We start from the raw sequence: 19,126 nt of genomic DNA, 5'->3' as shown, positions 1-19,126 counted from the left end.
TGATCTGAATAACCCTAATGATCCTCTAAAATTACCTTCTCTTCCTCTATGGTTTTATTTAAAAAAGACGATTATTATCTTGACTTTTTCCTACCTCATGATAATATAATAATAAGTATTAATTTATAATAATTATAAATAATAATCATTCTCACTGTAATTATCATATGAATAGTAAAATGGAGGTGCTGGGATGACTACAGAGGCAGATTCGATTTACAATTTAAAACAAAACCAGTTTAAAAGAAATTTGTTGAATAAGAAACCCTTTATCAAGATGAAGGAACATAAAGAGTTGATTGCCGCGCTAATCAGTGGTATCGTAATTCTTTTTGCTTGGATGTTTGAGTCTCATTTAACCAGTACTGCTTTCGTAATTCTCCACCTACTCGCATTTATTATTGGTGGTTATGCTAAAGCAAAGGAAGGCATTACAGAAACAATCACCAACAAAGAATTAAATGTTGAAATGTTAATGATTTTTGCAGCAATTGGCTCAGCCATTATTGGCTATTGGACAGAGGGAGCCATTCTAATCTTCATATTTGCATTATCTGGTGCATTAGAAACCTATACGCTTAACAAAAGCAACAAAGAAATTTCCTCTCTTATGAATTTACAACCAGAGGAAGCAGTTATCATAAAGAATGGAGTAGAAAAGAAAGTTCCTGTGCGCACATTACAGGTTAAAGACACCGTTATCATACGTGCGGGGGAACGCATACCCGCCGACGGAAAAATAAGTAAAGGAACAACTTCCATAGATGAAAGTGCCATAACCGGTGAATCTCTTCCCGCGGAAAAGACACAGGATGCAGATGTGTACGCAGGAACAGTGGCACTGAATGGAACCATCACAATAGAAATTACAAAACCGGCAAACGAAACATTATTCCAAAAAATAATTGATCTTGTACAACAGGCACAGGATGAAAAGTCACCCTCCCAGTTATTTATTGAAAGATTTGAGGGGATCTATGTAAAAATTGTTTTAGCTGTCGTTATCCTTATGATGTTCTTACCATATCTATTGTTTAATTGGACATTATCGGAAAGCATATATAGAGCAATGATCTTACTTGTTGTTGCATCACCTTGTGCCTTGGTTGCCTCTATTATGCCGGCAACTTTATCAGCAATCTCTAATAGTGCAAAAAACGGTGTATTATTTAAGGGCGGTGTGCATGTTGAAAATCTAAGCCATATAAAAGCAGTAGCATTTGATAAAACGGGTACATTGACGAATGGGAAGCCAGTTGTAACAGAAGCTTTTTATAAGGAAGATGAAAGCGAAAAGGAAACATTGCAGGTCGTAGCTGCAATTGAAAAGTATTCCACTCACCCATTAGCAACGTCCATCGTACAATTTACGAAAGAAAAAGGTTTTGATAATTTAGCATCTGAAGTCTCTGATATGACAACATTCAGTGGAAATGGGGTATCAGCTATAGTCGAAGGTGATCACTGGAAGGTTGGTAAATCGAACTTCGTTGGTAAAGAAGAGGCGATGAACTTCCGTGATGGAATAGCAAATAAGCTGGCAAATCAGGGGAAAACAATCGTTTTTGCCAAGAAGAATAAGGAAATCCAGGCAGTTTTCGCACTAAAGGATACGATAAGAAAAGATGCAAAGAATGCAATATCCTTATTAAAAAAGCATGGTATAACTACAATTATGTTAACTGGTGACAATGAGCTTACTGCCAAAATAATTGCTGAAGAAGCTGGGATAAACAGTTATATAGCTAACTGTTTACCGGAAGAAAAAGTTACTCATGTAAAGCAGTTACGAGCGCAATACAAGAATGTCTCTATGGTGGGAGATGGAATTAACGATGCTCCAGCATTAGCAAGTGCTAACGTCGGAATTGCAATGGGAGAAGGAACTGACGTAGCAATGGAGACTGCAGATATCGTGCTAATGAAAAATGACCTTTCGAGGATTACGGAAGCAATTGCTATTTCTACTAAAATGAATAAAATTATTAAGCAAAACGTCTTTTTTTCTCTGAGCATAATTATAATTTTAATCTTTTCTAACTTTTTTCAATTACTCGACCTGCCATTGGGCGTTATTGGCCATGAAGGGAGTACTATTTTGGTTATACTAAATGGGTTACGTTTATTAAAATAGTTGCCGGCTTACGGCAGCTATTTTAATTTTTCTGTTCTTAGTACAGCATTAATGACTCCACCCATCATCAGAATAATTCCGGATAGATAGAACCAGATCATTAGAACAATAACTGTACCCAGACTTCCATAGGTAGCAGAGTAATTGCCAATACTACTTACATAGTAGGAAAAACCAAGTGAAGTCAGCTGCCAAAATACAGTAGCAAATATAGCTCCCCAAATAGCGTTTTTGAAATAAATCCGCTTGTTTGGAGCCAACTTATACAAGGCCAGGAAAACAATAAAGAAAACAACAGAGGATACTACCCAACGCAACGCCTGCCAAACGGTAATAAACCCTTCAGACAAACCAATAAATGAGAAAAGATATACACCAATCATTTTACCAAAGATAGGTAGTAAGAATGCGGTCAGTATGATAATAACCATTGCGACTGTGAGTACAATTGCAATTAGTCTTGAAATGATAAACGAACGATCTTCGTCCACTTCATAAGCCCGGTTGAATCCACGCATAATTGCATTAACACCATTCGATGCTGACCAAAGCGTGCCAATAATACTGAATGATAATAAACTGCCATTGCGTTCGTTTACAAGCTGCGTAATATTCGTATTAATTAATTCATTAATTTGAGGTGGAGCATATGTCCCAACAAATTCAATAATGGATATCTCCCCAATAGGAAGATATCCTACAAGTGTAAGAACAAATAAGAGGAATGGGAAGAGTGAGAGTAAGAAAAAATAAGCTAATTGAGCTGCTAGTCCAAAGACATCCGTTTGTTCCATCTTTGAATATAATTCCTTACCGAATGTAACCACTTCATTCACATCAACCACTCTCCCAACATCTATCTACCTCTATTCTATTCGTGAGGAACCCTCTTTATTTGTATATTTTTCCAAGGTTGATTCTACTTGTTCCAATGCATTAATTGCATTCTCTGAACCACTGGTAATTTTCGTATTAAATTCATCAAAAGCTACACGGACTTTATGTACAGCATCTGAAGGGTTTTTAATAAGATAACTGGACCCAGCTTTTACATTTTTAAGCTTACCTTTTGTATAATTTCTCGTTTCTCTGTCAAATAATGTTGCTATGCCACCTGCTACTGCTCCTAATAAAATTCCGGTAATTAATCTGCGTTTTGCCATCCAATTTCTCTCCTTTATGTATGTATAAGTATTCTAAAACGTTAACTTACTATCTACCTCTATTATAATCATCTACTTACAAGATAAGCAAAAGATTTCGTCTTGATTTTCAGTATGCTTCCCTTTTTCAACATTACTCAACTAACTTGTAATATTTTTTAACCTTTTTTTACAAAATTACTTGACATTTGAACTAAATTTTCGGAATATTTATTATAGATACAAAAAACTAAATGATGGCAAAGGGGGAAGAAAACATGAATGAAATTCTTGATGCAATCAGTGGCTTTGTCTGGGGCCCACCCACGTTAATTCTAATTGTGGGAACAGGCTTATATTTGACTTTTCGTCTGGGCTTTTTGCAATTCAGAGTATTGCCTTATGCGCTTAAGCTCGCTTTCAGTCCGTCCAAGCAGGACAAAAAGTCAAAAGGGGACATTAGTCACTATCAGGCGTTAACTACCGCCATGGCCGCAACCATAGGTACCGGTAATATTGTTGGTGTGGCAACAGCTGTGGTTTTAGGAGGACCTGGTGCAGTATTCTGGATGTGGCTTTCTGCTTTATTTGGAATGGCTACAAAGTATGCTGAAGCAATTTTAGCTGTTAAATACAGGGTGACAAACAGTAAAGGCGAAATGTCTGGTGGCCCGATGTATTACTTGGAAAGAGGTTTGAAAGCTAAATGGCTTGGCGTATTATTTGCTATATTTGGTGCATGTGCTGCCTTCGGTATAGGAAATATGGTTCAATCAAACTCAGTTTCTGATGCTTTAGAACGGTCTTTTAATGTACCCGGATGGGCAACTGGTATTATTCTTACTGTTTTAGTTGGTTTAGTTATTCTTGGGGGTATTAAAAGTATTGGGCGTGTAACTGCCTTTTTCGTTCCGATTATGGCGGCATTATACGTGCTTGGCGGATTAATTATTATCATTATGAATTTGGATATTGTACCAGCAGCGATTGGTTTAATCTTCTCAGATGCATTTACAGGTAGTGCACTTGGTGGCGGTATCCTAGGTACGGTTATACGTTATGGGGTCGCCCGTGGCGTGTTCTCAAACGAAGCTGGTTTAGGTTCTGCTCCAATTGCCGCGGCTGCCGCAAAAACGGACTATCCTGGGCGTCAGGCACTTGTTTCCATGACTCAGGTATTTATTGATACAATCATCGTTTGCTCTATTACTGGTATTACCATTGTTATGGCAAACATGTACGGCGGGGACCTTTCTGGCGGTGACTTAACTGCTGCCTCATTTGGTAAATTCCTCGGTGATTTCGGCGGCATGATTGTAACAATCGGAATTGTATTATTCGCATTCTCTACATTAGTTGGCTGGTCTTATTATGGAGAGAAATGCTTCGGTTATTTGTTCAGTGAAAAAGCTATTCCATACTATCGAATTGTTTTTGTTGCAGCTGTTTTCTATGGTGCCATCGAAAAGCTAAGCGTAGTATGGGCAATCTCCGATATAATGAATGCGCTCATGGCGGCACCAAACTTAATTGGTCTACTAGGTCTCTCCGGTGTCGTTGTATACGAAACAAAGAAGTTCTTGAAAGTAGCCAAAGAGGAAAAAGAACAAGAGAAAGCGCAGAAAGCAGGAAGAAGCGCTTAATTTTTTCGAAGGGTGCAAGGGCTGAAGCAGACTGTGTAGGTTCATGCATAAAAAATAATAAAGACGAAATTTCATATATCCTTTCATTAAAATAGTTGACCTGTTTTCACCGGGTCAACTTTTTTATGCTATCGGCTCAATACACACCGCATCGTTATTTTTCGCAGAATTAACGTGTGTTCCAACATCATATGCCGTAAGCTCTTCTGCAGAAAGTGAAGCTAGAAATTGATGCGCTTCTATCGGTGACTGCTTTTCCGGTCTTATCCATATATCCTCTTTATCTTTTGGTAGAATAATTGGCATTCGATGATGGATATCCCTCATAAAATTGTTGGCATCTTTTGTTAAAATCGTACATGTATAAACATCTTTATCTCGTGATTCCCATTTATCCCATAATCCTGCAAATGCAAATAATTGTCGATTGCTTGTATGAATTCGCTTAGGTTGTTTTTCTCCATTCGCTTTTTTCCATTCATAAAAACTATCCGCGACGATCAAACATCTTTTTCTAGACATTAATTTTTTAAAGCTTGGTTTCTGATGTGCCGTCTCACTTCTTGCATTGATCATTTTATAACCAATTTTCTCATCTTCTGCCCATGAGGGAACAAGACCCCAACGCAGGTAACCTGCCCGCTTCCTTCTCCCATCATGAATAATTGCCAGCACTTGTTGACCCGGTGCGATATTATAGCTGGGCTGATAAGACTCTATTCCGTCTTGTTCCAATTGATATTCATTTAGTATTTGCAATTCCTCTGCAAGTAACGTGTAGCGTCCACACATGAGAAGCTCTCCTTATATAAAATTTAAAATATACTCAGATCCCATTGTTTGGCAATGTGGCGTAACAGCTTTATGCCTGCATAGCTATTCCCTTTATCATCAAGGGCAGGACCGTATACTCCAATACCACAGCCATTTATAAACGGTAGGTCTTCATCACGTACCCTTGGTGGCGCAAGGGCAACGATCCCTCCTGATACACCACTTTTCGCTGGTATACCAACATATGCAGCAAATTTTCCTGAGGCATCATACATCCCACAAGTCAGCATTAATGCCTTTGCCAGACGTGTTATTTGTCTTGGGATGACTTCCTCACCAGTTTTCGGATCCTCTCCATCATTCGCCAGTACAACGCCTATTTTTGCCAGATCATCTACCGTCACTTCAATAGAGCATTGTTTGAAATAGGTTTCCAGGGTAATATTAAGATCTGATTCAAGAAACCCTGTTTCAAGCAAATAATAGCCTATTGCACGGTTCCGCATAGATGAATCTCTTTCTGATTCGTATACCTCTACATTAAGGGCAGGTCTATAACCAAGGATTTTTTCCATTAAATCCAAAATAGGTTTTAATTTTTCATCTGATGTATTCCCCTCTAAAATAGAAGTCACTGTAATAGCTCCTGCATTAATTAGGGGGTTAAATGGTTTTTGAACCTTCCTCATTTCAAGGTGCATAATAGAGTTAAATGCCTCACCAGTTGGCTCTACATCGACTCGATCCAACATATAGGCAAGTCCTTTTTCCATACATGCTACAATAAAACTAAGTACTTTCGAGATACTCTGAATTGTAAACGGAATTCCGGTATCACCGGAGCGTACAGTCATCCCATCTTTACCAATAATAGATATTCCCAGATGATCTCGATTTGCTTCCTGCAAAATTGGTATATACGAAGCAACTTCCCCCTCGGCTGTTTGCTTACGATAAAATGAAACCCAATCATCTACATAATTTTGCAACCATTCCTGCGTCTGTTCTGTATTCCAATTAGCTGCACCTTGTACCATTTAATCACCCCTTTATTATTATGTACTCCTTACACTTGACCATTCTTATTTACGAAAAGCGATTTGTCCTCTTCTATACAGTATTCAAAACGAAGGATGATTGTCAAACAACTCAGGCTGAGCATTTCTAAACCTGACTTTTATCATATGCTTTGCATTAATTCCCTAAAATAATCTATTTTAGTCCTTCGCCTTAGTTATTCCCATTTCAATGTCTTATTTTTATGCCTAAGATCATCATAAAGCCTCTTTATAAAAAAGGTTCTACTGCAAGTGTTGGGGTACAAACGTATTTTGTTCATTCATATTTGGAATAAAATGCGAACTAAAGTAGTCACATTTTAAGGAAGTGGATGGACCCATTGATTTCTGCTGCAGGGGGACGCTTTCACACCTCCGGGTACAAGCGCGACATCTGTTCGTTGCCTCACAGTGTCTTCTTTGCCGCCCGGCATGGCTTCAGTCGCTTCCTCCGCTACGCTCCGTGCAGGGTCTTCAGCTCATGCTATTCCGGCAGGAGTCGCCCCCTTCCGCTCCAATCAATTAGTATGAGCTTTATATTACCAAATGCCGAATGGGCTTTTCACTTGTAATTGTAGATGTTAAGCGAGCTTTTTTTCACCTAATACTAAAGACACTTTTTGCTGAAAAATTAAAATTAAGCGGAGGAAATACGGAGACTCCTGGGGGAGATGAGGCATCGGTGAGACCCCGGAATGCGGTATAGAGGTTGGAAGGCTAAAGTCGCGACGTCCTGGGGCTGCGCATACTCGCCCCATCAAACCCCATTGTCGCAACGCCTTCATGGCCAACATCGTGTTGGCCCGAGGCTCATCAGCCGCCCCGAAAAGCGCAGTATTTTCCGTAGCGGTGATGCAACCAGATTCAATATTTCAGTGAGCTTTCCAACAACAAAGTTTTTTTCACACTTTAAACATCAAAAGTTACGTCGAAGTTTATCTATTTTCCGAATCATTGAATAACCCCAATATATATTAGAACCATAAAAAAGAAGACTAGCAATTCCATGCTAGTCTTCTGTCTCTATTATTATTTACCAATAAATTGTTGTGTCCAATGATTTCCTTGTTCTACATAACCAATACCAATATGAGTGTATTTGCTGCTTAGGATATTCGCACGGTGTCCTTCACTGTTCATCCATGCATTCACAACTTCCTCAGGGGTACGTTGTCCTTTAGCAATATTCTCTCCCGCTGCACGGTACGTAATACCGAATTGTTTCATCATATCGAATGGAGAACCATAGGTTGGGCTATTATGAGAAAAGTAGTTATTTGCAGCCATGTCACGAGATTTTTCACGTGCTACCTTACTCAATTCAACATCCACTTTTAGTGGTGCCAAACCATTTTTTGTTCTTTCTTGGTTTGTTAGTTCAAATACTTCCTGCTCAAACTGACTCAATTGCTGTGATTGTGTTTGATTCGTTTGTTCTTCCTTCTTATCTGGTTGAGCTGGTTGCTTCACAGGTGCCTCTGGTTGTTTTACTGGCTTGTCTTCTTTTACAGGCGCTTGCTCCTGCTTGGCAGGCTTGTCTTCTTTTACAGGCGCTTGCTCTTGCTTGGCAGGCTTGTCTTCTTTTACAGTATCTTCTTTATTTGGTTCTTCTTTATTTAGCTTTTCTTCTTTTTGTACAGGTTTATCCTGTTTCACTGGCTTTTCTGTATTTTCTTCTTTTTCTGGTGCCTTTTCTTCTTTACTTCCATCATTCAAATTCCAATCAAAATTCAACCAATTGATACTATTATTTTTAAGATACTTATTTAGAATACTATTCAATTGATCTCCTGACATATTTTCCAAATTACCATTTATAGAATAGTAGATTTTATATGTTGGAATCTGTGTTTGCTGCTCATTTGCTGAAGCATCCACAGTTTGTTGAAATGTTCCTCCGAATAATAATGCAGTAGATAACGCTGTTACTACGCCAAATTTCTTAAGCATGAAATGCACTCTCCTTTTGAGTTGTTTTGTTTGACAAAAACATCATACCATGCGTTTTTTGTAATATTTGTGGAAGGATTTCCCACAACCACTGTTTTATGTTACTAGAGTGAAAGTTAACTAGCATAATCCTTGTAAAATAAGAAAATAGCTAAAGAATACAATTTGGTGATTGAGGAAGATTCTATGTAAACTGGGAAATATTTCAGCAAAAAGAATATTGACAGCCCTCTAAACAGACCTGTTATATTACAATAGGAAGGTTTTTGTAAACAAAATGTTACTTGATTTTTTGGGTGAAACTACTTTACGTTTATCTGTAATACTATTATTTTTATTAGTATTTACTAAACAATGACACTTCTGTTTCCACCCCCAAAAATTGAGGTAATTTGTAGAATCACTATAGAAGAAAATTGTCAGCAATGGAGGAACTTTATTATGTTATCAACTGCAGAAATAGGAATTGACCTTGGTACTGCTAATATACTTATATATTCAAAAACAAAAGGAATAGTTTTAAATGAGCCATCTGTAGTAGCTATCGATGTAAACACAAAGCAAGTTGTGGCTGTAGGAGCAGAAGCAAAGGAAATGGTCGGAAAAACTCCTAAGAATATTATCCCAATACGTCCCCTAAAAGATGGGGTAATAGCTGATTATGATGTAACTGCTCAAATGTTAAAAGAATTTTTGAAAAAAGTCAGTAAAAAAATGGGTATGTCTATGAGAAAACCTACTGTTGTCGTTTGTACTCCTTCTGGCAGTACTACTGTAGAACGTCGTGCCATTCATAATGCGGTATCAAGTTACGGAGCCAAACAGGTACACCTTATTGAAGAACCGGTCGCTGCTGCAATTGGTGCAGATTTACCAGTTGATGAACCCATCGCAAATGTGATTGTTGATATTGGCGGAGGGACTTCCGAAGTAGGTATTATATCTTTCGGTGGTGTCGTCTCTTGTAATTCTGTGCGAACCGGTGGGGATAAAATGGATGAAGAAATTATTCATCACATCCGAAAAAATTACAATATATTAATCGGCGAGCGTACTGCCGAAAATATTAAAATGGAAATCGGCCATGCCCATCCGAATCACCAAGAGGAAACAATGGAGATTCGCGGAAGGGATATGGTTTCAGGGCTTCCTAAAACAGTGACGATTACCTCTACCGAAATCTACACAGCATTAAAAGAATCATTGGAACAGATATTGGAAACAGTCCGTGCTACATTGGAGAACTGCCCACCTGAATTAAGTGGGGATATTGTAGACCATGGAATTGTCCTTACTGGGGGTGGTTCCTTGTTAAATGGCATGCAGGAATGGCTTGCCAATGAAATTATTGTCCCTGTACATTTAGCACCTAACCCGCTTGAGTCTGTAGCAATCGGAACAGGTAGAGCACTTAAAATGATTACTAAACTACAAAAAGCAACAAAATAGTAACCCCCCCTATCCACTTTATGGGTAGGGGGATTTTAATTATGACCTAAATATATATGCTAGGGTATTCCAACGAATCGTAAAATAGATGAAATGCGGAGTAACTTTCAGTATTTATAATTGCCGTTTCTAATAGATAATGGCGGATAATCTCGTTCTAAAGCTGATTATTCTTTGCTTCGGCGGATTCTTCCGCTCTCCTGCTGATTATTCTCTGCTCCGGCGGATTCTTTCGCTCTCCTGCTGATTTATTTCTGCTCCAGCGGATTCTTTCGTTCTCCTGCTGATTTATTTCTGCTCCGGCGGATACTCTCGCTCTCCTGCTGATTATTCTCTGCTCCAGCGGATTCTTTCGTTCTCCTGCTGATTTATTTCTGCTCCGGCGGATTCTTTCGCTCTCCTGCTAATAGTTTCTGTCGGTTGTTCGCATTTCCCAGTAACAGTGTCTGTAACCTAGATTAAGATCTAATTAGCGGTATTCTGCTCTTAATCAGCTCTCCGTTAAGTTATTATTGTTAGCGCATTGATATTTCTTAGCACCAGTTGATACACTTTACAAAACCAAGCATATACAGAGATTGGAAAAAATGTTTATTTTTTAATTTAACATTTACAAATTATTCAGAATAAAGTATAATATATTTAAATCATGCCCCATAACGATTTGCTCGTTTGAATCGCATGATACCATGACTTCTATTAACATTCTGCTGCCTAATCTGTTCACGGTTCTACCCCAGAACTGAATCAACAGGTAAAAGCCAGTTCAAGTGGATTTACAGTTAAAACTGTAATCTATTTGGATTGGCTTTTTTATTTTTCCATGAAAGGAGTGAACGTATGTCTGGCGCATTGGAACATATAAAGATTCTTGATTTATCTCGTGTACTTGCAGGTCCCTATTGCACTATGATCCTTGGGGACATGGGAGCTGACATTATAAAAGTAGAAGCTCCTGGCGGAAGTGATGAGACACGTAAATGGGGGCCTCCCTTCAAGAATAATGTAAGCGCTTATTACTTATGTGCCAATCGGAATAAAAAGAGCATTACATTGAATTTAAAAACTGATGAAGGCGTCGCTGCTATTAAGGAACTAGTAAAAGAGAGCGATGTTATAATTAACAATTTCAAAACTGGGACCATGCATCGGTTAGGGCTTGACTATGAGACACTTGCCAAAATCAACCCGGCTATCGTATTTTGCTCCATAACAGGCTTTGGTGAAACAGGCCCATATAAAGATATGCCCGGCTATGATTTCATTATTCAGGCGATGAGTGGATTAATGAGTATAACAGGTGATAAAGAATCAGGCCCGCAAAAAATGGGGGTTGCCATCACGGATATTTTGACCGGTCTATATGCATGTATTGGAATCCAAGGTGCATTGCTTGAACGAACGGTATCTGGAAAGGGACAAAAGCTAGATATCTCCCTTTATGATTCCGCTGTTAGCTCATTAGTAAATATTGGCAGTAACTATTTAATGACCGAGGAAATTCCACGACCTTTAGGCAATCAGCATGCAAATATCGTCCCATACCAATCGTTTAAAACATTGGATGGTGAAATGGTAATCGCTATTGGCAATGATTCTCAATTTAAAGCATTGTGTTCTATTCTGCAAAAATACGAATACAGTATGGATGATCGATTTCAAACAAATCCCGATCGTGTTGCCAATCGTGATATTTTAGTCCCCCTACTACAAGATATACTCATAAAAAATACAACAGCACACTGGCAGCAGGAGTGCCAGAAAAATAATATCCCTTGTGGACCAATCCAGAATTTAGATGAAGTAGTAAAGGATCCACAGCTCCAAGCAAGAAATATGTTCATTGATTGCAAACACCCAACTGCAGGGCAAGTCAAAATGATTGGAAGTCCGCTGAAGTTTTCCAGAACTCCTATATCAGTTAGACATCATCCGCCGAATGCGGGCGAACATAATGAAGCTATTGTCGATAAACTTGTAGCCAAAACCAATAAAAAGTAAAGGAGAGATTTGCATGGATTTTAATTTTTCCGAAGAACAAACAATGTTAAGAAAAACGGTGAGAGATTTTACGGATAAAGAAATTATGCCATATATTGGCCAATGGGACCGGGAAGGGAAATTTGATCCTGCCATTTTAACAAAACTAGCCAGCCTTGGTCTAATGGGTGTATGTATTCCAGAAGAATATGGCGGCAGTGGAATGGATTATAATTCACTTGCTATTGTTTGTGAGGAGCTGGAACGCGGGGATACTGCATTTCGTACCGCCGTCTCTGTACACACTGGTTTAAACAGCATGACTTTGTTGCAATGGGGTACGGAGGAACAGAAGCAAAAATATCTCGTCCCACAGGCAAAGGGGGAGAAAATTGGTGCATTTGGTCTAACAGAACCAGCTGCTGGATCAGACGTGTCCGCATTGCAATCAACAGCACAAAAGCAAGGAGACTATTATATTTTAAATGGACAAAAAACCTGGATCTCTCTCTGTGATACAGCAGATCACTTTTTAGTTTTTGCCTATACTGGGGATCGTGCGGAGAAGCATAAGGCGATTTCTGCATTTATCGTTGAACGTACGTGGGATGGATTTTCTTCCAAAGCAACTAAGGGTAAATTAGGTATTCGAGCCGGAAATACAGGTGAGTTATTTTTTGAAAATGTAAAAGTTCCTAAAGAAAACCTCCTTGGTGAAGAAGGAGAAGGCTTTAAAATAGCAATGGCCGCTCTAGATAACGGACGTTTCACCGTAGCTGCAGGGGCTGTTGGACAAATCATGGCATGTTTAGAGGCTAGTGTGAAGTATTGCCAAGAAAGAGAGACATTTGGAAAATCAATTGGAAAGCATCAACTGGTCCAACAAATGATTGCTAATATGGAAGCAGGTCTGCAAATGAGCAGACTACTTGTTTATCGAGCAGGAGAACTCAAGAATGACGGCAAACGAAATACAAGAGAGACATCACTCGCAAAGTGGCAGGCATGCGATTTTGCCAATAAAGCTGCAGATGATGCAGTCCAGATTCATGGTGCTTACGGTTTTTCTGATGAATACCCTGTGGAACGATATTTACGTAATTCTAAAGCCCCTGTTATATATGAAGGTACACGGGAGATTCATACTGTGATGCAGGCCGAATATGTTTTAGGTTATCGAAAAGATAAAGAGCTTAATCGAATGCTCCCTGCCTGGGGTCAATCCCAATTAATCAAATAAAATTTTCACATGCGGCTATTTTCTTAAAAGGGAGGCATATTTCATGTTTACTAATTTCACAAAAAGTATTTTCGTTAATGGTGAGTGGAGAGAAACAGGTTCTAAGGGAACGAATGCGATTTATAATCCGGCAACAATGGAGGTGGTGACAGAGGTTGCACACGGAGGTAAGGCTGAAACAGAGGAAGCAATCACCTCCGCTTCTGAAGCGTTTTCTGACTGGAGTGAAAGAACAGGGCGGGAGCGGTCTCGGATACTATATAAGGCATACGAGCTTATGATGGAGGATGCGGAACGTCTGGGAAAAATTTTAACACTTGAACAAGGAAAACCATTAAAGGAGGCTGTAGGGGAGGTAAAAGGTGCTGCCAACTTTTTATTATGGTATGCAGAGGAAGCAAGCCGGGGATACGGAGAATGGATCCCCTCATCCTCAAAAGAAAAACGATTGCTTGTCATTCCACAGGCAGTTGGCGTAGTAGGCGCTATTACTCCTTGGAATTTCCCATCATCGATGATAACGAGAAAACTTGCACCTGCTTTGGCTGCGGGTTGCACGGTAGTCTTGAAACCCGCCCCGGAAACGCCCTTGTCCGCTATTGAAATAATGAAAGTATTCGAACGGGCAGGGATGCCTCCGGGTGTTGTTAATCTTGTGACCGGAGATGCAGAAGAAATCGGCAATGCCCTACTTGTTGATAAGCGTGTACGATTAATTACTTTTACGGGGTCTACAGAAGTAGGTAAATACTTAATGAGAGAAAGTGCAGCACATGTGAAAAAACTATCTTTAGAGCTTGGTGGGCATGCCCCAAGCATTGTATTTGAAGATGCAGATATTGACAAAGCAACCACCCTTGTACTTGGCAGTAAATTTAGGAATAACGGGCAAACCTGTATTTGTACAAATCGATTATACGTCCATGAGTCGATTAAATCGTCTTTCACCAATTTGTTGAAGGAAAAAGCTTTAAAAATGAAAATTGGATATGGTTTGGATGATGGAGTAGAGTTGGGACCACTAATTAATAAGGCGGCATTAGAAAAAGTAGGTTCACATGTGGAGGACGCCGTCTCAAAGGGCTGCGAGATTGTATGTGGTGGTAAGAATTGGAGTAGCAATTTAGATGGGCATTTCTATGAGCCTACCATTATTTCCAACGTGGATGATGAAATGAAAGTAATGAATGAGGAAACTTTTGGCCCAGTAATTCCTATTCAGTTCTTTACAGATGAGGCAGAAGTTCTTCAGAAGGCGAATAACACCGATTACGGCTTAGCTGCCTATATTTTCACAGAAAATACAAACCGGGCTATCCGCGTTTCGGAAAAATTAGATTACGGCATCGTTGGCGTAAACGATGTGTTTCCTGCAGTACCTGAAGCGCCATTTGGCGGAATTAAACAATCTGGGATTGGTAAAGAAGGCGGTCATCACGGGATGGATGAATTTTTGGAACAAAAATTTATATCAATTGGAATGGCTTGATTTGGAAAGCCCAATTGCCTGTTTAGCAACGTACAAATCCTCGCTAGGTGCTGAATTTTATAGTTTTCATAGCAGCAGTCCTATTATAAAGCTTAATAGGTGTGCTGCTATTTAAAGAAATTATACCCGGCTCTCTCATTTGGATGGCTGTGTCTCTCATATGAAACGCGGTTCTCTCATTTGGATGGATGTGTCTCTCATATGAAACGCGGTTCTCTCATTTGGATGGCTGCGTCTCTCATATGAAACGCAGTTCTCTCATTTGGATGGATGCGTCTCTCATATGGAAATTCATTAATCGATATGTTTATAGCTTTTATATTGTTTATACAAGTCCTTTAATGCAGATGCTAGTGCATTACCGGCTTTTCCAAGGTAGCGTGCTTTAATTTCATCAACGGGTTTCTCAATACCATCCTGTAGACTATATCCTCTGAGCAGTTGTTGGATAAAGCTCTTTCCATGTTCTGTTGCCAGAGTACAGTTTGCAGCTACTATCACTCCATATTTTTGATCAATTTCTGCTGTAATTGTCAGTGTTTCATAGATGCTTTTGGCTGCCATTCCTGATGGCAGACGGGCATGGCCTGCAATAAAAACTGTATTCATTTCCGCTCCTCCTTACCCTCTTCGGTAACCTAATTCCTCTGATATATATCCAGCTGTTTGTGATGTCTTTTCTTTTATTTCATTTAAATTTTCTCCTTCAAAGTGACTGGATAATCCACTAACCGCTAATGCTGCAATAACTCTATTGCTATAATCATAGATAGGATAGGAAATTCCAGTCGTGTCTGCATCCTGTTCACCAATGCTATAAGAATAGCCTGTTTTCCTAATTCTACTCAATTCTTCTCTAAGCTTATCTACAGAAATTGGTTTATTTGTAAGTGAATCCAACTCTGATTTGTTTAAAATATCATTTTGTTTCTCTTTAGGCAAAAACGCCAAAAGTAGTTTAGGACCAGACCCGGAATATAGCGGTGAACTTTTCCCAATTCGTGTGTATAACCGAAGCGCTCGGGTGCTTTCCACCTTTTCAATATAGGTAGCTTCCGAACCGTTTACAATAACTAAGTGGATAACCTCGTTAATGTCCTCGGCAAGCTTTTTCATAAATGGCAAAGCAATTTCCCTAACCTCTAAATTATCAGAGACAAGTTGTCCTAATTCCAACAGCTTCAAACCTAAACGATATTTACTATCATGTTCTGTTTCTTTTGTCTTGTAGAGAAAGCCGCTCATCTCCAGGGCTGTTAGCATTCGATAGGCAGTTGGTTTAGGTAAGCGGGAACGATGTGCTATTTCTTTTAAGGTTAATTCCGGGCTTTCCTCCGTAAACAAGTCCAATAGTTTTAGTGCTTTGATTACACTTTGATTCATTATTAATCTCCTTGCTGTCATAGTTGAATCGTAGATAAAAGAAAAGGTCCCCCTACCTTTTGTAGCAGAGGGTTAACTATTTAATATACAATTATAAAATAATTTTTCTTTACATGCTAATTCTGGTCTTTTCCAACTGTTCTATTTCTAAAATATTTACTCCCCGTTTAGCCATTTCTTTAATATAAACTGCTCCTGGCACACATTTTTCCGGAGGGAAGACACCTTTTTTTGCTATCGTTCCATTCCCTATCATTTGTGCAACAACTGAAATCGTATTGGCGGTTGCCCGAGCCATTGCTGTAACCTGTGTAGTACGATCTTTATATGTCGTCATTTCATATTGATATGTTGCCGGCATGCCAGCCTTCTCTCCTGAAATAACAGTACGAAGCAACACAGCGTCATCTTTCTCGCCTAGTTCCACGATTGGATCAAGTACTTTTAACAAAACTTCCCTTGGGTTTATCCTCTGACCTTTTACATCTACTTCGTAATCCATACGAGTCAGATTTAAGTCAACAAGCAGTTTAAATTTTTGAGCGTGGCCTGGATAGCGTATTGTTTTATACTCCAATGTCTCCAATTGCGGATAGGATATGGAGAGTGTTGATGTACCACCTGAAGTATGGAAGGCCTCAAGTGGTCCAAACTTTTCAAAATGAATGGACTCCACTTCACTCAATGAAGGAATCTCCTGTTTTATTCCATTTCGTATTATAAGGGAAGGATCTGTGTAGTGATCAAACACCCCTTCCATGGAAAATACGTGGTTATATTCTAATGGTGGTTCCGGGCGGACGGGGATTCCTCCTACAAATAGCTTGATTGAATCCAACTTATCCAGTTTGCTAGCACCATAGCCTGATAAAATATTTATCATACCAGGCGCAACCCCAAGATCTGGTATTAGAGTTACTCCTGCTGCCTCAGCATCCTCCTTCATAGCAAGCACTTTGTCTGTCATATGACCAATATGCCCACCCAGATCCACAGAGTTAACACCTACCTGTATTGCAGTCCGTGCAACAATTTCATTAAAGGAATAAAACAGTGCATTGATAATCACGTCAAACTGACGCATATAATTGGCAAGCTCCTGCTCACTACTTGCATTCACTTGATATGCAGTTAACTTAGAAGAATTCAGTTGGTCACATACTTGTTGGGCCCTTGATAGGTCAATATCTGCCAAACCTACTGCTGCCACACCTTCACTTGCTACGAGGTCGCGTGCTGCTTCTTTCCCCATTAAACCAGATCCTAATACACCTATTTTCATCCAACCACTCCCTGCAAAGAATAATATTTATAGAAATATATCTTTCAACAGCTTTTTATATCGTCTCCTGGCTATTATTCCACGTCAATTTGAGCACGTTGCAGCTTTCCACTGTAATCGACATAGACTGCTTTCCATTCCGTGAACACATCCAGTGCCTGCACTCCAGAATCACGGTGTCCATTCCCAGTACCTTTCGTGCCACCAAATGGAAGGTGAATTTCCGCTCCAGTAGTACCAGCATTAACATAAACAATTCCTGTATCTAAATCGCGTTGTGCTTTAAACACCCTATTTACATCACCTGTGAAAATAGAGCTGGATAGACCGTACGTAACACCATTATTTACTTCAATTGCTTCTTCAAAGCTTTTAACCGGGATGAGAGATACAACCGGACCAAAGATTTCTTCTTGAGCTATCCTCATATCTGCGGTAGCATCCGTAAATAGTGTAGGAGCAAAATAATTCCCTGCACGTTGCTCACCGTCTGTTATTTCATAGCCACCCGCTAACAATTTGGCTCCTTCATTCTTACCAATTTCAATATAGCTTTTTATTTTATCCAAGCCAGCTTTATTAATAATTGGGCCTACCTTATTCGATTCATCTAAACCATTCCCAATGGTCAACTTTTCCATGGAAGCAAGCAATCGTTCTTCCAACGTTTCTTTCACTTTTTCATGCACGATAACTCGGCTGCATGCTGTACAGCGTTGCCCACTGGTTCCAAATGCACTCCACAGAATCCCTTCTACAGCCAAATCGATATCAGCATCGTCCATTACAATTACCGCGTTTTTACCTCCCATTTCAAGTGACACCTTCTTCAACTGCTTCCCACACTCACCTGCTATATTACGTCCAGTATCATTGGACCCTGTGAAGGATATGACACGAATATCATCATGGTGCACCATCGCATCTCCAACAGTCGACCCTTTGCCAAAGACGACGTTAATAATACCTTTAGGAAGCCCAGCCTCATCAAAAATCTTAGCAAGTTCATATGCCATAATTGGTGTTTCTGTTGCAGGCTTCCAAACTACTGCGTTCCCCGCCACTATTGCCGGAAAGGACTTCCATGTGGCGATCGCAATTGGGAAATTCCATGGTGTGATAATACCTACAACACCTACTGGACAACGCTGGCTCATCGCAAACTTATCTTTTAATTCGGCTGGCGTTGTTTGACCGAATAAACGGCGTCCTTCTCCTGCCATATAAAAAGCCATATCAATTCCCTCTTGAACTTCGCCACGTGCTTCTTCGATTACTTTTCCATTTTCAATCGTTAAAAGCTGGGAAAGCCTTTCTTTACGTTCTTTCATAATATATCCAACCTGATAGAGCACCTCTGCTCGCTGTGGTGCTGGAACCAATGCCCATTCCTTTTGCGCTTTTTTCGCTGCAGCTACTGCTTGTGCCACACTATCTGCTTCGGAAAGGGGAACCTGAACCACTTCTTCTCCTGTTGCCGGATTGATAACAGAAGTAGTTTTATTTACTTCCACCCATTCTCCATTAATGTAATTTGCCAGTTTTTCTGTTTGTAATGATACTGTCGCCATACTTATACCTCCTATAAATACTATTAAATTT

General features: G+C 39.5%; 15 protein-coding genes. 6 read left to right on the top strand and 9 right to left on the bottom strand.

Features of this window, described 5'->3' with window-relative positions; genetic code table 11:
* The first annotated feature begins 193 nt into the window (after window positions 1-193).
* The gene (locus X953_RS03655) at window positions 194-2,134 is read left to right on the top strand and encodes a heavy metal translocating P-type ATPase (protein WP_040954409.1); all 1,941 of its coding nucleotides are present in this window, start codon (window positions 194-196) and stop codon (window positions 2,132-2,134) included.
* A gap of 17 nt (window positions 2,135-2,151) precedes the next feature.
* Here the strand turns inward: X953_RS03655 and X953_RS03650 are convergent, their stop codons facing one another.
* Both X953_RS03650 and X953_RS03645 read right to left on the bottom strand, forming a co-directional pair.
* The gene (locus tag X953_RS03650) at window positions 2,152-2,970 is read right to left on the bottom strand and encodes a YihY/virulence factor BrkB family protein (RefSeq protein WP_040954408.1); all 819 of its coding nucleotides are present in this window, start codon (window positions 2,968-2,970) and stop codon (window positions 2,152-2,154) included.
* A gap of 30 nt (window positions 2,971-3,000) precedes the next feature.
* Complete coding sequence (locus X953_RS03645) at window positions 3,001-3,297, bottom strand: YtxH domain-containing protein (protein WP_040954407.1); 297 nt, start codon at window positions 3,295-3,297, stop codon at window positions 3,001-3,003.
* A 257-nt stretch (window positions 3,298-3,554) separates the two neighbouring features.
* Here X953_RS03645 and X953_RS03640 point away from each other — a divergent pair, with 257 nt between their 5' ends.
* Entirely contained in the window at window positions 3,555-4,919 is a 1,365-nt protein-coding gene (locus X953_RS03640) for a sodium:alanine symporter family protein (protein ID WP_040954406.1), read from the top strand.
* A gap of 123 nt (window positions 4,920-5,042) precedes the next feature.
* Here the strand turns inward: X953_RS03640 and X953_RS03635 are convergent, their stop codons facing one another.
* The 3 genes from X953_RS03635 to X953_RS03625 form a co-directional block, all read right to left on the bottom strand.
* The gene (locus tag X953_RS03635; RefSeq protein WP_040954405.1) at window positions 5,043-5,711 is read right to left on the bottom strand and encodes an SOS response-associated peptidase; all 669 of its coding nucleotides are present in this window, start codon (window positions 5,709-5,711) and stop codon (window positions 5,043-5,045) included.
* Window positions 5,712-5,734: 23 nt separating this feature from the next.
* Window positions 5,735-6,730: a glutaminase gene (locus X953_RS03630; RefSeq protein ID WP_040954404.1), complete on the bottom strand. Its 996-nt coding sequence runs from the start codon at window positions 6,728-6,730 to the stop codon at window positions 5,735-5,737.
* A gap of 1,050 nt (window positions 6,731-7,780) precedes the next feature.
* The gene (locus X953_RS03625; protein WP_040954403.1) at window positions 7,781-8,701 is read right to left on the bottom strand and encodes a CAP domain-containing protein; all 921 of its coding nucleotides are present in this window, start codon (window positions 8,699-8,701) and stop codon (window positions 7,781-7,783) included.
* Between the two features lie 441 nt (window positions 8,702-9,142).
* Here X953_RS03625 and mreBH point away from each other — a divergent pair, with 441 nt between their 5' ends.
* From mreBH to X953_RS03605, 4 genes are all read left to right on the top strand, one after another.
* A complete protein-coding gene (gene mreBH, locus X953_RS03620) occupies window positions 9,143-10,150 on the top strand; it encodes a rod-share determining protein MreBH (RefSeq protein WP_019376895.1) in 1,008 nt (335 codons plus the stop codon).
* A gap of 840 nt (window positions 10,151-10,990) precedes the next feature.
* Complete coding sequence (locus tag X953_RS03615) at window positions 10,991-12,151, top strand: CaiB/BaiF CoA-transferase family protein (RefSeq protein ID WP_040954402.1); 1,161 nt, start codon at window positions 10,991-10,993, stop codon at window positions 12,149-12,151.
* Between the two features lie 13 nt (window positions 12,152-12,164).
* The gene (locus tag X953_RS03610) at window positions 12,165-13,370 is read left to right on the top strand and encodes an acyl-CoA dehydrogenase family protein (protein WP_040954401.1); all 1,206 of its coding nucleotides are present in this window, start codon (window positions 12,165-12,167) and stop codon (window positions 13,368-13,370) included.
* 43 nt (window positions 13,371-13,413) lie between these two features.
* Window positions 13,414-14,859 (top strand): NAD-dependent succinate-semialdehyde dehydrogenase, encoded by a 1,446-nt coding sequence (locus X953_RS03605; protein WP_040954400.1) that lies wholly within the window; start codon window positions 13,414-13,416, stop codon window positions 14,857-14,859.
* A gap of 294 nt (window positions 14,860-15,153) precedes the next feature.
* On the opposite strand, the gene X953_RS03600 is transcribed toward X953_RS03605, so the two are convergent.
* From X953_RS03600 to X953_RS03585, 4 genes are all read right to left on the bottom strand, one after another.
* On the bottom strand, window positions 15,154-15,468 hold the full coding sequence (locus tag X953_RS03600) for a DUF3870 domain-containing protein (protein WP_040954399.1): 315 nt from the start codon (window positions 15,466-15,468) through the stop codon (window positions 15,154-15,156).
* A gap of 12 nt (window positions 15,469-15,480) precedes the next feature.
* Window positions 15,481-16,242 carry an IclR family transcriptional regulator gene (locus X953_RS03595; RefSeq protein WP_040954398.1) on the bottom strand — a complete coding sequence of 254 codons (762 nt, stop codon included), beginning with the start codon at window positions 16,240-16,242 and terminating at the stop codon, window positions 15,481-15,483.
* Between the two features lie 109 nt (window positions 16,243-16,351).
* Entirely contained in the window at window positions 16,352-17,524 is a 1,173-nt protein-coding gene (locus X953_RS03590; RefSeq protein WP_040954397.1) for a saccharopine dehydrogenase family protein, read from the bottom strand.
* A gap of 74 nt (window positions 17,525-17,598) precedes the next feature.
* The gene (locus X953_RS03585; RefSeq protein WP_040954396.1) at window positions 17,599-19,095 is read right to left on the bottom strand and encodes an aldehyde dehydrogenase family protein; all 1,497 of its coding nucleotides are present in this window, start codon (window positions 19,093-19,095) and stop codon (window positions 17,599-17,601) included.
* Window positions 19,096-19,126: the final 31 nt, after the last annotated feature.

This window comes from Virgibacillus sp. SK37, from assembly GCF_000725285.1.
Lineage (GTDB): Bacteria > Bacillota > Bacilli > Bacillales > Amphibacillaceae > Virgibacillus_Q.
Note: the sequence above shows the minus strand (reverse complement) of the source record. Positions and strands in the feature narration are given on the sequence as shown.